The organism is Solibacillus cecembensis (assembly GCF_050272495.1).
GTDB classification, from domain to species: Bacteria; Bacillota; Bacilli; order Bacillales_A; family Planococcaceae; genus Solibacillus; species Solibacillus cecembensis.
Window position 1 is genome coordinate 1 of sequence record NZ_JBNNMF010000016.1, and the last position, 15,552, is coordinate 15,552.

The following is a 15,552-nucleotide window of genomic DNA, read 5'->3' on the forward strand; positions in this document are numbered from 1 at the left end:
TCGAAGGGGTTCATTTTACACACATCCTTTTTCTTTTTCATAACTATACCCAAATAGTAAAGAACAAAAACATTCACCGATTTTGCGTAAGAACCTATCGATATTGACAAACGTCAATAAATTGATTTGAAAAATGCACAGATTATTTTTGCACCGTTGTAAAATCAAGTGTTAGCAAAAAATAAGTAGCACGTTGCATAAGATTGTAGCATTTTATAGAGTGTAAAAAACAAAGAAACAGTTGAAATTATAGTGCTTTTCAAACTTTTTCAGCTTGAATTGAACAAAGAAATAAGGTGACCCTAAGCGTATATAGGTCTTATCACTTAGTTAACACTATTAAATTATTATTCAAATAAACGCTTTTTAGAGGATATTTTGGTATAAAGAACTGCCTTTTTCATAAAAAACAAATAGTCTTTCAACATCTTGATTCTGCTCCTGTATTTTGTAGAAACTAATTGTTTTGTCCACATATATTGTACGAAACATTTGTTCGATGAAGTATGTAGCTTTCACTCAATCCTCGGTTTCAACTCAGAATAGATGAATCAGAAGTAATCACCGGAAGCTTAGTCATCCTCCACCTCGATCAAATAAATCCCTTCCGAAAATCCACCTCGTTTTTCTTTCTTTTGAATGCGAACCTGTTCCAATTGTTCATACGACACGCCGTAAACATGTAAGGCCGCATGCACCAGTTCCAAAATATCCGCAAGTTCTTCTACAGCATCAGTTGGCGAATTTGCTTCTTGGAACTCAAGTGCTTCCTCTTGCATTTTCGTTTTGATTTGTCCTAAATGTTCACTTGGATCTAACACTTTTGTGACACATATTTTACCATCCGCTTCAATTACTTGAGGAATCAAATCGCGCACTAATTTATGATATACTGCCATATTTCCCGCTCCTTTTTGTCTATGTTTCTTTTATATTTATAGTATATGCCAGATCAATTATCACTCCATATAAAAACCCACAACAAAGTGGGATTGTACTTCGCTCTAACGTAAAAATAAAACACCATGGCTACGGGCAATTGAACTTTCACTCACGCTTTTCAATTCCCTTAAGCACTGGGATGAGAGTCAACATTAATTATTCGGCTTCTCTTTTTTCAAATGTGTTTTTCGTATTGAATTTACGACTATTAACAATAGGGGTAATACTACGCCAATCGAATAGGAATAATATATGCCGATTGTTGCGTTCCATTGTTTTTGATACATGATATTGGGATACAGTATAAGAGACAGGACTACGACAATCGCCCCTAATGGCACTATTAGAGGTTTGTAATCTTTTAAATTTAATATTTGTGCTAATCCTAATACTCCAGCGTAAAAATAGATTGTTGTCTTAAAATAAAGGGCAAGAATCCATATGCCAGCCATCAATGCTTCGATACGTTGTATAAAATCCCCGACATTTATTCTTTTAGCCAACTCATAGCTCGGATGATATTCAGCTGCCGTACTATAAGATCCTAATACTGCAATACTTAAAAATGTCAGGATAATGATGACCAATCCGCCTATTAAGTATCCGATATAAAAGGATTTTTTACCTTGTTTTAAATTGTTAATACAAGCAGGAAAAATCATTAATAAAACGACCGCGTCGACAGCAGTAACTTCAATTAAAGAGACAGATGATTGAAGGATGGGTAGTGGTCCTGCTTCAAAAATAGGCTGTATGTTTTCCAGCTTAATTTCAGGTAAAATAAAGAATACTAAAAGGATAAAAAGAACAAAGAAAATTAAGATAAATATTTCAGCAGAGCGGGCAATAGTCTCTAAACCGAGACGTACACCAATTACGATAACGAGCGCTAGAAGGATATTAAGTGCTAGCATGGGCGTATTTGGCATCAAATGTATATTTAGGAATGTCCCAGAATAAAACAAAAGACTTGCAGCATAAATAAAAGCCATCACTACAAACAAAAGGGAGACAGCTTTTCCTATCCATTTCCCTAAAATCTTTTCGGTAATTTGAATAAAGGTAAGATTCGGGAACCATTGCGCGATTAAGCAAAATAGCCATATAACGATTAGTCCGATTAATGTTCCGAAGATTGCTGCAATCCAAGCGTCTTGTTTCGCTCCATCAGCTAAAACTGATGGGATAATTAAGATACTCGTCCCCATCGAAAAAAACGTTACTAAAGCTAGAAATTGATACGCGTTTATTTTTATATTTTGCATCATTTCATATCATGGCATCCCTTCCTTAAGGTTCTTTTATATTTTATAAAGGTAAATCCTTATCATTATTTTAAGCTTAATGTTACTCATGCACCTTCTCTAAGAAAGTTTTATTTATAGTCCCTGTCCTAAGAATCGTCAAATCTACATTAATATTCGTCGTTAAATTAGAAAATTCTTCATCCCAATTATCTTTCAGTTTATTCCACTCTTTCGGGTTCGATCGATGGATGGCTTCACCAAACCCAAAGATGTCTACATTATAATTTTTTTGCAACGATTCAATCGTCTTCTTTCCATTTTCTACTCCTTTTTTTTCAAAACTTTTTTCAAGTTCGGCGATTGTTTCCAAGTCATTTAGATTAATTTTACATTGTACCGAACCTACATTCCCTTTTACTTGAACATTAATATTTATTTCAGGCTTTCCGTTCTTCACATTCCCTTTCACTTCAGCCTTGGACTTAATAACCTCTATTGTAGCTTCCCCTTCATTAGGACAAGATATAGGTCTTACGGTTGTTTTTACTGTGTTTGAAATGTAACTAAATGCTACGGTTTCATTTTCATCTAACCAACCTACCAATTTATCCCCTTTAAAAACAGCTAAATGATCATATTTTAAAATAGCAGCGGGCTTAATTGATTCCACATTCTGTTTACTTGATCCTATCTTTGGATCGCCTATTAATTTAATTCCCGTAACTGCGGCTTCTTTTCCTTCGCTTATAAGATCCGTTAGTAATTCATCAAGATTAATACTTTTCGTACCTGCCCAAGCTTCTTCTGACACTTTAAGACTTTTAAACATTTTATTTGCTGGAACGCTTTCAATCGTTGTTGTTACATTTAATATATCAGTAGCGGCGCTTTCTTTAGCAATTACAACAAAGAAATCTGGCCGAATTTCTGGATCCCTAGACAATACGTCCAATGATTCGCTGATTCCCTCTTCAGCTAATTCCTCACCAATGACAAGCATTTGTAAATGACCCGGGTAAATTTTCCTTGGCGATTCCTTTGTCATTTTTCGAAATGCTTCATAAACCGTTTCTCCTCTTGCAGTAAAGAGGGTTACTTGCGATTTTCCCGTCCCTCCATTTGTGGACATTTCTGAAGGTACAACTACTTGAGCAGATACTAAATATTCATCATCAACTTTATCAAATCCTATTGCTGCTGCAATGGCGAGTTGATTTAATTCTCGCCGGTCCCAACATCCCGAAAGAAATAGGCTGAAAAATAGGAGACCAAACATGTACTTTTTCATCGCAAACTCCCTTCATTTCTTTTATTTTTTTGGTGGTGCTGGTTTTGCAGAGGCTGAATCTTGTTGCTTCACCATATTCTTTTTACCAATTAGGTGAGGTCGAGTCGTCATTTTCCATATAGGTAAAACGATAAACGTATCCTTTTGATCGGAAATATTAAATGGCGCTAACGGAGACATATAAGGTACGCCAAAAGAACGTAAACTACATAAATGCAAAACAAGGCCAATTAAACCAATCACAATGCCAAAAATACCAAATGTAGCGGCTAAAGCTATGAATACAAAGCGTATGATCCTTACTGAAATCGCAATTTCGTAAGATGCTGGAACAAAACTAGTGATGGCAGTTATTGACACGACTATGACCATCATAGCCGAGACTAACCCTGCTTCAACCGCTGCTGTTCCTATAACAAACGCCCCTACAATCGACATAGCTGAACCGATAGAGCGCGGCATTCGGATACCCGCTTCCCGTAAAATTTCAAAGGTGACTTCCATAATGAGTACTTCAATGAATGCAGGAAATGGAACACCTTCTCGCTGGGCTGCCAAACTAATGAGAAGTGCAGGCGGTAGCATCGCTTGGTGAAACGTTGTGATGGCAATATATACTGCCGGTGCAAGCAAAGAGATGCCAAATGCTATAAATCGAAGGAAACGAACAAGACTTCCGATTATCGTACGTTGATTATAATCTTCAGGTGATTGGAAAAACTGAACAAATAGCGCTGGAACAACTAACACAAAGGGTGTCCCATCCACTACAATAGCTATGCGACCCTCTAGTAGTTCAGAAGCTACTACATCCGGCCGTTCTGAGTTGAAAATGGTCGGGAAAGGTGAATAGGTTGAATCCTGGATAAGTCCTTCTAAATTACCGCCTCCCAGAACCCCATCAATGTCTATTCGATCCAAACGTAAACGAACTTCTTCCACTATTTTTTCATTTGCAATATCTTGAATATAAACGATGGCAATATTCGTTTTCGTACGCATTCCAATTTCCTTTGACTCGATCCTTAGGTTTGGATCCTTAATTCTCCGACGAATGAGGGCCGTATTGACACGCAAATTTTCATTAAATCCTTCTTGAGGTCCTCTTACTACCGTTTGGGCTGTTGGTTCACTAACCGCGCGTTCTGCCCATTTTTTATTGGAAATGACTAAAACTTGTGAATATCCATCGATTAAAAGAATTGTATCCCCCGACAATAGGCTCGTTATTATCACTTCAAGACTCGTTATTTCTTTAATTTCTCCTACTGTCAGTGCAACATCTTTTAATACGCTAATCAGATTTTGCTCGGGTGAAGCTTTTTCCTGCAAATCAATTTTGTTCAGGTCTAACATAAGCGTTTCTAATATAAAATTTTGTAATGAAGCTGTATCGGTTAATCCATCAGTATATAAAATACCTGCTTTAATGTTTCCTTGTTTCCCAATGCGTATTTCACGCGTAACAATATCTGAACTTTTTCCAAGAGCTTCTTGTATCGTTTTTATGTTTTGTTGAAGAGAAGTTTTTAATTTTATGACCACTTTTTGTTTGGGTTCCTCAGCAGGGCTCGTTAAAGGGCTTTGAGGAATTGACGCTTTTTTGTTTTTATTTTTTGAAAACCACATAATTCCTCGCTTTCTTCATCCTTGAAAAATCCATTTTTATTTTCACCATTTGACTATACCCTCATGAATGGTGGTATGTATTTCTATTTTTAGTATTACTTACTTTTGTTTGTTTAATACTTCAATTTAGAGTATTTACCAAAATATGCACTAACAATAGAAAGAAAAATGATGAAATTTTCTATACCGCTGCTTCATTGCGAAACCACTTGCGCTTCCGGAAAACTGGTGCAGGGCCTCATCGATATTTGTTTAATCTAAATCAAGCATGTACACAAAATCCCCTTGATTCACAAACTTCTCGACCAGTTGCCCCGTAATAACAACTACAGGCCTCTTTGTACTATGTATCAGTTTGAAAATATAGTATATCGTTCGTTTTAATTACAAACAGAATATACTCAAATCACCAATTTAGGTTTTCTTTGTTTTTTAGAGGTGAAATCGAACGTTAAGTAGAAAATAAAACGTATCGCATTAAGCAACAATAGAAATCAATCGTTTTTGTTTAGAGGAAATGAAATTGTAGGAGGAAAGCATTTATGAAGATACTTTTTTGTATTGGGGTCATTGTATCAGGTGTCATTACAATTGCCGCATTTGCAATGGCTAATTTTTTAACAGCTCCATTTAATCCAGCTAATCCGAATGTTGGGGGCAATGATGCATTATTCTTTATCGCATTTCCATTTTTGATTATTTTATATTTCTTTTTTAAAATAATGTTTGTATTTGAAAAAATTCATGAGTGCCTCCGATTAAATTTTGATATATTAAAAACAATCTACTTGTTAACATTTGTTTTTTTTTTTAGTTTTACCGTTTATCGAATTATCCAATTCAAACAAAAAATACAACCGCATTTTGAATATGAAATTGGCTATTTAAATCCATATTCAAACAATTTGTTTTTTAACGTTTGGACATTTTCAGCCTGTTTATGCATTTCTGCACTCGGCTCATTTTATTTAAATTTCCGATTGAAGCCCGTTGAAATTAACAACAAGGAAGCTGAAAATTAGGCCTATTTTATGCTAGTTCTTTTTATAACTGGCAAATATAGAATGAAGCATTTTATTAATCCATGCTTGAAAAATGCATGAAAATACCTGCCATCCGTAATATTACCGAAATGGCAGGTATTTATTTAACCCATCGCATATAACGATATTCAACTGGCCAGAATCCTGACTATAAACTACATTTACCGCCCCTCAATTTCATCCGTAAGCTGATTTAATTTTTGTTCCAGCTCATTAAGAATACGCAATTTCACATCCAATTGTTCCTCGAATTCAATAGATTGCTCCAACATCTTTTTCATTTGTGTATCTAAATAGGCAAGCAAATGCGTGTTTTTGGCGTATTTCCCATTTTGATTGGATGACTCATTTTGCAGCGGAGTTTCATTTTGTTGTTTTAAACTGTTTATTTCGTTTTGGAGCTTTGTAATTTCCTCATTTTTTTCTTCGTTTTCTTTTATTAAATATGCTTTCATATGATTCGATTCATTGCCTTCTTTATGAGCCTTTTCGAAGTCGTTAACAACAATAGTCATCTTTTTAGCCGCTTGTTCGGTGAAATGAACCAACTGCTGTTCAAGTTTTTCGATTATCATCTTAAAATCCACTTCTCGAATGACGTTTGTACTTTCTTTTTTCGTTTCAATTTCACCTTGTGCAGCTTCCAACGCCTCCGACAATTGCTTGTTTAATGCCCTTAACTCTTCCTTATCTTTCAATAATGATTCAATGGACGCAATTTGTTTTAGCCGTTGTAATTCCTGCTTATACATGATTTCATTATGATTTTTCGTTTTATTTTCAAATTCTTTTTTTAGCTTCAAAATTTCTATAGAAAATTCTTTATTTTGATTTTGCAATTGACTATTTTCTTCATCGAGTCTTACTACAAGTGAATAATAATCGCTTTCTTGGTGTTTAGCTACTTCATTTTTATATTTGGCTAACTCCGCTTTCAAAAAAATGATCAATTGTTGCATTTGGAAAGTATCATTCATATTGACGCTTTCATTATCCACCGTAGTGCCTCCTACTTATAAAAATTTTTTAAGCGTATTAATAATATCTTCAAATTCCTTTTGGTTGTTTTCAATCATTTCATCCAACTTTACCATAACAACTTCTCCAAATTGGTCATTCATAACAGCATTTGAATTTCGCTTATCCCCTGTCAACAGATGCTCTAATAATAAATTCAGCGTACTTTTTTCAAAAAATACAAAACTGTTATTTTCTTCACTATTAGACTTTTTTACATGTGTCAAATGCTCCTTCATAAATTCACCAATCATGCCCTCCGTGAGCCCTTCCGTTTGTTGATTATTAATTTCACTCATGTTCTTCCTCCTGTATAAAACCGCTACCACTCAGATTGATTGGATTAATCGCAGGCACGCCCTCATTCAATTGATCGCAATACGTAACGCCGGTAATTGTGCTTGCATACGATGTACTATTCGCCCATTTTAGTTGAAAGTTTGGAAATATGATGGTCTCATTCGGTTCAATAGACATAATATTTAATGGTTTTAACCAAAATTCTTCTTTGTTTGCCCGCTCATTCATTCGCTCCCAACTCGCCGAATTTTTTAAATTTTGGCTGAAGTGTTCATAAACATATTGCCCAGAGAAGGTAAATGGCGAATTCTCAGGTAACTTAATGCAAAAATATATATTTGTTAACGGCTCATTGCCAATATTACGAATATGGTAATTACCTAAACATAAGCTTTCTTGTTCTGTGTCATGGGAAATATTTAATGATGCCGTAAAATAACTCAAAACATTGGCATTTGGAGCAATCGACAGTCCTTCTATCAATTGCCTAATTTCAGATACATAGGCTGTCGTTTGATTTTGAAGCTCTTCTATTTTCACTTCCAAATGTTCCTGGTTGATAACCACAATTAGCTCCCCCTTTTTTAATTCACAATCATACAGTCTAAAGTTTATGTAACTGACATCCATTATTCCATTGAACGCAAAAAAATAAAGAGAGGGTAATCCCTCTCTTTATCATATGTTTTTTTCTGCTGTGTTAGCACAATTAGCAATGGGTACTTGGGAATAGTCCGTGACATTGCTTTGGTCGACCCGTTGGTGAGCATGAACTTGGTAAATCTGCTCGTGGTTCACAGTAATTTGCTAAGAATTCAACAGTTACTGGGAACGTTGACTGGATACTTTGGCAAACTGATACCGAAATTGATAAAGCTGTAAACGAAATAAAACCTGCTGTAGAAGTAAGCGTACCTGTCGTACATACGAAACAATCTAAATCTGTGTACGTAATTTCTACATCTGTCCCTTTAGGCGCGCACAATGTAACTTGTTCACAACGCGTAACAGGAATTGTTGCACTCGTATACATTGTTCCATTCGGTAATGTAACGATAAGGGTAACTTCAAAGTTCTTTTGAACACTCAGGTGTTGCAAACATACGCGTGCACCTTCAATCGTAAATGTACGATCCTCACGATTCAAAATAACGATTGGATTCGTCGCAGCTGGTGTTACTTTACATGTAACAGCTGCTCCAGCAAAATTGACTCCTGCCGGTACACCTGGAAACGAAATTGGTCCAGCTGGAGAAATATCAAATGACATCTCCTTAACAACCCAGTCATATACCTTGTCAACGTTGATACAAATATATTCGCGTCGATCATGTGATGGCTTAATCTCTTGCATCTTTTTTGGCACCTCCATAATTTTTTTTGTCTTTCGTTTGTAGCATATGCGGTTTCCATAATTGGTGCATGGGCTTTTAGATAACTTCATTTTGAATTTTTCCTCTTCCTTTAGGAAGGATTTTCTAACTGATTGCAAACAGAAAAAACGCAAAACATCGAGACATTTGTAACATAACGAGTATATTTCCAATAAAATATGAATGGACTGGAAGGAGTGAAATACAATGGAAGATACAAAATTGTACTCCACACAAAATATTGAAAGATTAAAACAAAAAATCGCTGTATATAGGGAAACGTTAATGACATTAAAAAAGGGGACTTCTATAGAAGAGTTTCTTAATAAGAAGGAGGAATTTGACGGCTTCAAAATACAAATTGCACATCTTGAAGGGCTTTCTAAAACAATAGAAGAACAGCAAGGCATACAATTCGACGGCTATGGTGAAAAAGTAAAACAAATTGCCAATCAAATTGACATACTTAACCAAACCGTTGAGGAGATGAATCAAGAAATTTCATTGTTAATAAAAAAGGAAGTAAAAGTTGAGGTTGATGAACATTTAGACATAAATAGAACTCAAGGCAAAATGGATACCCCCTTATTCGTTACCAATGAAGTTTATAAAATTCCTGAGGAAATCCCTCAAGTGAAAGAGCCTTTTTTACTTACAAATAATTCGCCATCTTATATGCAATTGCAAAAATTAGCAGGGCTCGCTCGTAACACGAAGCCAGATGCCTTTATTGAAAAACCCGTTGCAAGCAAACCCGTTACGCAGAATCCACCAGAAGAACGACATTTTAATCACCAATACTTTCAATCCACTAGTACGCATCCAAGCCATATGTACAATGGTTTGTATAAAAACATTTCAAATACTTCCTCATTTCATTTTAAAAATGAATCTTCGGTACAGGAAATACCGATTTATAAAAATGAACCTACGGAAAATCCACTAATTGACTTAGGTAGTAAAGCAAGTAATTCTATTGTTCAAACAGTTGATAAGGTGGTTGGTATTAATTCGATAGCAGAAGAAATGGTTGATTCAACAGCTCCAATTGTTGAGGACAGAGAAAATTCAATTACGGCAGCCGAGAAAATCGAGCCTTCCACTGCTCAAATAATTGATAAAATGGAAAGCACAAATACTACGGCTAACGAAAATAATATTTCGGTTGCTCCAATAGTTGATGACGTTAAGAGTATTGATTCAATATCAGAAAAAATAAACATTTCTGCTGATCTAAAAGCTAATGAAGTTAAAATTATTAATCCAATAATAGAAGAAACCGATCAATCCGCTGCTCCAATAGATGAAGAAGTAGCTTGTATTGATGCGGTAGTAGAAGAAATCAATGAAGTTTCCTTGGAGTTTCCAATTGAAAAAATAAGCGTTCAAACCGAATCCTCTGAAATTAATGGCATTCAAGAAGAGCCTTTGAATGATTTAAATGAAACGGTGCCCGAGGAACACAAAAAAGAAGGATTTAGCTCATTTTTCAACCTATTTAGAAGAAGGAGTTAAATTATATTTCATTCAAAACGATAGAACTTAATTTCTCAATACTCTTTTACATTAAGAACACCTATATAGTGAAATATAAATGAGTAGAGCTTCATATCACACAGCTTTTAGTTTACATTCATTACATTTTTTACGGACAATTGTACTCCCACCTAGGATTCCTTAAATTCTTAAGTGGGAGTTTGTTGTCTTTTTGAAGGACAAACATAGCGACTACTTTTTAACAGTACTACATTTACTTTTAATATACATATTGTGCGACGAACAATACGATTTAATTGAAGAAAACCCCCATAATAAGAGAGTTTAAAAATTAACACGTCCCCATAGTTAATAGCCCCTACCACTTTCATTTCTGAAAATATGATAATGAAGAAAGGAGGTGTTCAAATGTTCTCAAATAATCATATGAAACATGGCGGATGTGGTTGTGGTTGTGGTTGCGGAGGTAATCACGATAGATGTAAAAATGCAATTGGACCATTTTTAGCAGTTGACAAAGCTTGTATCGTCCCACCAGTTAACCGAGGTTCCATCATTCCATTCTCTTCTGGATTAACTCCTGTTGTATTAGCTACGGTTGCGCTTGGTTTAGTTGGTGTACCTCAGCAAATCGGATTTGGTACTGCGACTCCTGGTGTAGCTCTTATAGGTAATACGATAGACTTATCTTCAGTTGTAACTGAAGCTTTCGTCGTTCCACGTGCAGGTAATATTACTGCTATTTCTGCTTCTTTTAAAGAGTTATTAGGCGTTGCTCTTGTCGGAACAACTACAATCAATGCTACAATCTATAAAGCTACTGGAACAAGTGCTGTCTACACTGCGACTGCTGCATCTGTTAATTTAAGTCCATCAATCACAGGTGCTGTCTCTATAGGTCAAATTTTTGCTGCTTCAGCAAACTTAGCGCCTATTCCTGTAGCACAGGGTGACCGTTTAGTAATGGTGTATTCAATTACTGTGTCAGGAGTTACTGTAATTCAGGTACTTACAGGTACTGCAAGTGCTGGTATTACAATCGAATAAAAGGACATCACATATGCGATTTTTCTCGAAAAGTACGCGAATAAAAAATAACTAAAACACAGTTTCATGTAAGTTATTGCAACCGAGCATCTCATTACCATGTCCATCCACACCATCATTTTTATAGGATAATCACCCACAAATCCGAATAATCCAGTTCGAGCTTATGAAACGAATTGGCTTTAAGAACAAAACCCCCATAGGATTACTCTTTTCGAGTAGTCCTATGGGGGTTTGTATTGTTAAATTTTCCTCATTAGAACTTCCCCATTAGTAGGTAATGCAGCAATCGCACCAACCTTTTCACAAACAATGGCCCCTACATAATTCGCAAATCGCACCATCACACACACTGTTTCAAAATCAATTTGCTTAGGGTTTGTTAGTGAACTGAATTGAAAGAGCATCGCCCCAACAAATGCATCACCTGCTCCGGTAGAATCAATTGACTTCACTGGAATTGAAGGCACTTGCTGCAATTGCTTGCCATTCGTTATAAGAGTTCCTTTACTCCCTCGTGTCACAGCGATTAAGTTCGCTCCCATTTCAAGCAATTTTTCTGTCGCAGTGTTGATATTTTTTTCATTCGTCAAAATAAATAATTCTTCTTCACTCACCTTGATGAAATCCGCCTTTTCAATATACGGCTTGCATTTCTCAACAAAATCGCGTTGTTGATTTGGCCATAAATCCGCTCGGTAGTTGGGATCAAATGAGACGAAATGTTGCTGTTGAACCGCCTCTTCAAAAACCTCTCGATATACATTACAAAATGGTGGTGATAATAACGCGGTCGCAGAGCCAAAATGGCAAATTGGATAGTTCTTCAGCATTTCGATTGCGATATCCTTTTTCAGCAATTGCTCATCTGCCCCACGAAAAAATTGAAAATCGCGTTCCCCATCTTTTTTGCGCGAAACAAAAGCTAACGTTGTCGGAGTTTGCGCGTCTTTTACTAAATGCGACACACCAACGCCTGCTTCTATTAATACGCTTTCTAAAAAATGACCAAATCCATCCGCTCCAACTTTGCCACAAAATTCTGCTCGTCCACCTAACTTTACAATTGCTGCACTCACATTAGCTGGAGCACCCCCTGCATGTTTTTCAAACGTTTTCCCATGCTGTAGATCGGTTTCTACTTGCTGGCAAAAGAAATCAATTAATATTTCCCCAATACATAATACCGTTTGCTTCATCTATCTTCCCTCCGATTTTCATTTTATTTTGATTTTACCAAACTTGCTGTTCGATTTACTGGATTTCTATACAAATTTTACATGGCAGTTTGGATGATTGATTGTTCTATCCATCACTTTCACATTTCTATCCACCGAAAATAAAAACACAACAGAAGAGTCACCTTCCATTGTGTTTTACCAATTTATTTTAAGATTTTAATTTCCACAGTTTTTCTACCCCAATTATAAGCAATCGTTTTTGTTTTCACAAAAATATCAATTTTGTTTCCTTTAATTGAACCACCTGTATCACCCGCAATGGCAATTCCATATCCTTCAACCCATACTTTCGTACCAAGTGGAATGACTTTTGGGTCGACTGCGATTAATTTGATGTCGGGATTTTCCTTTAAATTAATGCCATAAGCCGTTTTACCCGCGCAACCTGAGCAGTTTGCCGTAAATGCACTTGCTTCAACATTCAATGTTTTAACTACTTCATAATCTTCGAGAGTTTCCTCCGTAGCTGCACTTGTTGTTTGACCTATTAATACCGTACTAACTAAAATTAAGGCTAGGCTTAAAATCATTTTTTTTAGAAACATTTAAGTCTTTTCCCCCGTCTCATTTGTACTTTTAACAAATACTAACTCTTTACAGTTTACTCAATTAATATTTCAGAAATATTACAGGGATATTTTTTGCAAATTACAAATTATTTCGGTTTTCCCATAAATGTAATATTTGTAATTTACCAGACACAACTCCACAAAAAAAAGAGCTACTTTGATTTCCCATCAAAATAGCTCCTTTTTATATGAATATTACATTACTGTTGCTTCGGGTTCGTAGTCAATCATTTGCTCAATCACATTATTTTCCCCCATAATCGCTACGGTCGGATGGTGATCGGCTACTTCTTTATTATCCACGTACACATAGGAAATAATAATGACAATATCGCCCTTTTGAACAAGTCTTGCAGCTGCACCATTTACACAAATCACACCTGAACCGCGCGCACCTGCAATAATATACGTTTCAAATCGTGCACCATTATTATTATTGACGATATGCACTTTCTCGTTTGGTAGCATGCCGACCGCATCCAAAATATTTTGATCAATTGTAATCGAGCCGACATAATTTAAATCGGCCTGTGTCACTTGCGCACGGTGTATTTTACTATTCATCATCATTCTAAACATAAGCTGGGTCTCCTTTTAACGAAAAAATGACATTATCAATTAAGCGTGTTTTACCAATATATACAGCCGCAGCAAGTAGAACCTGCTGGGTTTCTGCCGTCACTTCAGTTAAATCTGGATACGACAGGAACGTCAAATAATCGATTTTCCCTTCCAATTTCGCTTCTATGATTCTCTTCGCTAGCTGTATGCTTTGTTCAACATTTCCCGATGCCATTAATTCATGTTTCGCTAATTGCAAAGCTTGCTGAATGGCTGGTGCTTGTGCACGCTCGGTTGCGGATAAATATACATTACGACTCGATTTCGCAAGTCCATCCTCTTCACGTATAACCGGGATAATCCGCAGTTCTACAGGAAAATTATAATCGCGTACCATCGTTTGAATGATTGCCACTTGTTGTGCATCTTTTTGGCCAAAGTAAGCAAAATCTGGTTGAATAAGATTAAATAATTTCGCAACGACCTGTAGCACACCATCAAAATGACTCGGGCGACTTGCTCCGCATAATACGGTCGCTTGCTGACCAGCTCGAATGTAGATGCCCCCATCATGTGGATACATTTCTTCAACTGAAGGAGCAAAAATAACATCTACCCCTGCCGATGCTGCCAACTTTGTATCCCGCTGTAAATCGCGCGGGTAGGATGCAAAGTCCTCATTTGGACCGAATTGTGTTGGATTGACAAAAATACTCATCATGACAATATCATTTTCTGCACGTGCTTGTGTCGCAAGTGTTAAATGCCCCTCATGTAAAAAACCCATTGTTGGCACCAATCCGATGCACTTTCCTTTTTGCTTGTTTTCTAAAATAATCGCTCTTAATTCTTCAATTGTATGGATTACGTTCATTTTTTTACGCCCCCATACAATTGCGTTAATTCCTCTTCTTTCATCGTAAAGCTATGGGCTAAAGTCGGGAAAGTCGCATCCCTTACAGCTTTTGTATAAGCCATTATGCCGCGCTCAATCTCATCACCGACCTGGGAAAATCCTTCAACAAATTTAGGTATATGATGATTTCCATATTGCAATAAATCATGGTAGACAAGCACCTGTCCATCTGCTTCAATTCCTGCACCAATACCGATTGTAGGGATCGTTAAAATGTTGGATACAGCCTGCGTTAGTTGGTGAGGAATACATTCTAATACAAGCGCACATGCACCCGCTTGCTCCACTGCACGGGCATCTTGCAATAATTTTTCTGCTTGCTCCGCTGTTTTCCCTTGCACCTTATAGCCACCTAATACACCTGCTGATTGTGGAAGTAAACCTAAATGGGCCACGACAGGAATCCCCGCTTGCGTCAGCTTTTCAATCACTTTTAGGACTTCCCCAGCGCCCTCGACCTTGACTGCATTGGCATTGGTTTCCTGCATGATGCGTACTGCTGTTTTTAATGAATCATTTGGATCGCCATGATACGTACCAAAAGGCATATCGACGATGATAAACGTATTTTGCGCGCCACGACGAACGGCTTTACTATGATGAATCATATCGTCCACTGTAACAGGCATTGTAGAATCATAGCCAAGTACAACCATACCTAAAGAATCACCAACTAAAATCATATCGACATCCGCTGCTTCTGAAAATTTTGCTCCCGGATAGTCATACGCGGTAATCATGACAATTTTCTCGCCGTGTTCTTTCATTTTGATAAACTGTGTTACTGTTTTCATGTTACTCCTCCTTTTTATAAGGAAGAAAACAAAAATACCCTTCTATCTAAAATTAGACAGAAGGGTAGCGTCTTACGAGAAAAAAATT

16 protein-coding genes are annotated in these 15,552 nt (G+C 36.5%); 3 read left to right on the top strand and 13 right to left on the bottom strand.

All coding sequences use genetic code 11. The annotated features are described in order from the left end of the window. Positions 1 to 572: 572 nt before the first annotated feature. The 4 genes from ACQKIH_RS14380 to ACQKIH_RS14395 form a co-directional block, all read right to left on the bottom strand. A complete protein-coding gene (locus tag ACQKIH_RS14380; protein WP_427767190.1) occupies positions 573 to 899 on the bottom strand; it encodes a pyrophosphohydrolase domain-containing protein in 327 nt (108 codons plus the stop codon). 195 nt (positions 900 to 1,094) lie between these two features. Beyond that, positions 1,095 to 2,207, bottom strand: a complete 1,113-nt coding sequence (locus ACQKIH_RS14385) for a GerAB/ArcD/ProY family transporter (RefSeq protein WP_427767193.1) — start codon at positions 2,205 to 2,207, stop codon at positions 1,095 to 1,097. A gap of 82 nt (positions 2,208 to 2,289) precedes the next feature. Next, positions 2,290 to 3,477, bottom strand: a complete 1,188-nt coding sequence (locus ACQKIH_RS14390; protein WP_427767196.1) for a Ger(x)C family spore germination protein — start codon at positions 3,475 to 3,477, stop codon at positions 2,290 to 2,292. 21 nt (positions 3,478 to 3,498) lie between these two features. Further along, positions 3,499 to 5,106, bottom strand: coding sequence for a spore germination protein (locus tag ACQKIH_RS14395; protein ID WP_427767199.1), 1,608 nt, complete (start codon positions 5,104 to 5,106; stop codon positions 3,499 to 3,501). 542 nt (positions 5,107 to 5,648) lie between these two features. Here ACQKIH_RS14395 and ACQKIH_RS14400 point away from each other — a divergent pair. Beyond that, on the top strand, positions 5,649 to 6,128 hold the full coding sequence (locus ACQKIH_RS14400; RefSeq protein WP_427767202.1) for a hypothetical protein: 480 nt from the start codon (positions 5,649 to 5,651) through the stop codon (positions 6,126 to 6,128). A 182-nt stretch (positions 6,129 to 6,310) separates the two neighbouring features. Here the strand turns inward: ACQKIH_RS14400 and ACQKIH_RS14405 are convergent, their stop codons facing one another. The 4 genes from ACQKIH_RS14405 to ACQKIH_RS14420 form a co-directional block, all read right to left on the bottom strand. Beyond that, positions 6,311 to 7,147: a hypothetical protein gene (locus ACQKIH_RS14405; protein ID WP_427767205.1), complete on the bottom strand. Its 837-nt coding sequence runs from the start codon at positions 7,145 to 7,147 to the stop codon at positions 6,311 to 6,313. 15 nt (positions 7,148 to 7,162) lie between these two features. Beyond that, positions 7,163 to 7,465: a hypothetical protein gene (locus tag ACQKIH_RS14410; protein WP_427767207.1), complete on the bottom strand. Its 303-nt coding sequence runs from the start codon at positions 7,463 to 7,465 to the stop codon at positions 7,163 to 7,165. Beyond that, the gene (locus tag ACQKIH_RS14415) at positions 7,458 to 8,033 is read right to left on the bottom strand and encodes a hypothetical protein (protein ID WP_427767210.1); all 576 of its coding nucleotides are present in this window, start codon (positions 8,031 to 8,033) and stop codon (positions 7,458 to 7,460) included. The genes ACQKIH_RS14410 and ACQKIH_RS14415 overlap by 8 nt, the downstream gene beginning before the upstream one ends. A 142-nt stretch (positions 8,034 to 8,175) precedes the next feature. Continuing rightward, positions 8,176 to 8,820 carry a BMQ_0737 family morphogenetic spore coat protein gene (locus ACQKIH_RS14420; protein ID WP_427767212.1) on the bottom strand — a complete coding sequence of 215 codons (645 nt, stop codon included), beginning with the start codon at positions 8,818 to 8,820 and terminating at the stop codon, positions 8,176 to 8,178. Between the two features lie 304 nt (positions 8,821 to 9,124). On the opposite strand from ACQKIH_RS14420, the gene ACQKIH_RS14425 reads away from it, so the two are divergent. Next, the gene (locus ACQKIH_RS14425) at positions 9,125 to 10,354 is read left to right on the top strand and encodes a hypothetical protein (protein ID WP_427767215.1); all 1,230 of its coding nucleotides are present in this window, start codon (positions 9,125 to 9,127) and stop codon (positions 10,352 to 10,354) included. A gap of 390 nt (positions 10,355 to 10,744) precedes the next feature. After that, on the top strand, positions 10,745 to 11,383 hold the full coding sequence (locus tag ACQKIH_RS14430; protein ID WP_427767217.1) for an exosporium glycoprotein BclB-related protein: 639 nt from the start codon (positions 10,745 to 10,747) through the stop codon (positions 11,381 to 11,383). Between the two features lie 242 nt (positions 11,384 to 11,625). On the opposite strand, the gene ACQKIH_RS14435 is transcribed toward ACQKIH_RS14430, so the two are convergent. The 5 genes from ACQKIH_RS14435 to panB form a co-directional block, all read right to left on the bottom strand. Beyond that, positions 11,626 to 12,582: a carbohydrate kinase family protein gene (locus ACQKIH_RS14435; RefSeq protein WP_427767219.1), complete on the bottom strand. Its 957-nt coding sequence runs from the start codon at positions 12,580 to 12,582 to the stop codon at positions 11,626 to 11,628. Between the two features lie 185 nt (positions 12,583 to 12,767). Continuing rightward, positions 12,768 to 13,169 carry a 3D domain-containing protein gene (locus tag ACQKIH_RS14440; RefSeq protein WP_427767221.1) on the bottom strand — a complete coding sequence of 134 codons (402 nt, stop codon included), beginning with the start codon at positions 13,167 to 13,169 and terminating at the stop codon, positions 12,768 to 12,770. Positions 13,170 to 13,388: 219 nt separating this feature from the next. Beyond that, on the bottom strand, positions 13,389 to 13,772 hold the full coding sequence (gene panD, locus ACQKIH_RS14445) for an aspartate 1-decarboxylase (protein ID WP_427767224.1): 384 nt from the start codon (positions 13,770 to 13,772) through the stop codon (positions 13,389 to 13,391). Further along, the gene (gene panC / locus ACQKIH_RS14450; protein ID WP_427767228.1) at positions 13,765 to 14,628 is read right to left on the bottom strand and encodes a pantoate--beta-alanine ligase; all 864 of its coding nucleotides are present in this window, start codon (positions 14,626 to 14,628) and stop codon (positions 13,765 to 13,767) included. The genes panD and panC overlap by 8 nt, the downstream gene beginning before the upstream one ends. Beyond that, positions 14,625 to 15,464, bottom strand: a complete 840-nt coding sequence (panB, locus tag ACQKIH_RS14455; protein ID WP_427767231.1) for a 3-methyl-2-oxobutanoate hydroxymethyltransferase — start codon at positions 15,462 to 15,464, stop codon at positions 14,625 to 14,627. Before panB ends, panC begins: the two co-directional genes overlap by 4 nt. Positions 15,465 to 15,552: the final 88 nt, after the last annotated feature.

Coding starts and splice junctions, on each gene's coding strand:
- ACQKIH_RS14380 (WP_427767190.1), bottom strand. CDS start 899: ATGGCAGTATATCATAAATTAGTGCGCGATTTGATTCCTCAAGTAATT.
- ACQKIH_RS14385 (WP_427767193.1), bottom strand. CDS start 2,207: ATGCAAAATATAAAAATAAACGCGTATCAATTTCTAGCTTTAGTAACG.
- ACQKIH_RS14390 (WP_427767196.1), bottom strand. CDS start 3,477: ATGAAAAAGTACATGTTTGGTCTCCTATTTTTCAGCCTATTTCTTTCG.
- ACQKIH_RS14395 (WP_427767199.1), bottom strand. CDS start 5,106: ATGTGGTTTTCAAAAAATAAAAACAAAAAAGCGTCAATTCCTCAAAGC.
- ACQKIH_RS14400 (WP_427767202.1), top strand. CDS start 5,649: ATGAAGATACTTTTTTGTATTGGGGTCATTGTATCAGGTGTCATTACA.
- ACQKIH_RS14410 (WP_427767207.1), bottom strand. CDS start 7,465: ATGAGTGAAATTAATAATCAACAAACGGAAGGGCTCACGGAGGGCATG.
- ACQKIH_RS14420 (WP_427767212.1), bottom strand. CDS start 8,820: ATGCAAGAGATTAAGCCATCACATGATCGACGCGAATATATTTGTATC.
- ACQKIH_RS14425 (WP_427767215.1), top strand. CDS start 9,125: ATGACATTAAAAAAGGGGACTTCTATAGAAGAGTTTCTTAATAAGAAG.
- ACQKIH_RS14430 (WP_427767217.1), top strand. CDS start 10,745: ATGTTCTCAAATAATCATATGAAACATGGCGGATGTGGTTGTGGTTGT.
- ACQKIH_RS14435 (WP_427767219.1), bottom strand. CDS start 12,582: ATGAAGCAAACGGTATTATGTATTGGGGAAATATTAATTGATTTCTTT.
- ACQKIH_RS14440 (WP_427767221.1), bottom strand. CDS start 13,169: ATGTTTCTAAAAAAAATGATTTTAAGCCTAGCCTTAATTTTAGTTAGT.
- panD (WP_427767224.1), bottom strand. CDS start 13,772: ATGTTTAGAATGATGATGAATAGTAAAATACACCGTGCGCAAGTGACA.
- panC (WP_427767228.1), bottom strand. CDS start 14,628: ATGAACGTAATCCATACAATTGAAGAATTAAGAGCGATTATTTTAGAA.
- panB (WP_427767231.1), bottom strand. CDS start 15,464: ATGAAAACAGTAACACAGTTTATCAAAATGAAAGAACACGGCGAGAAA.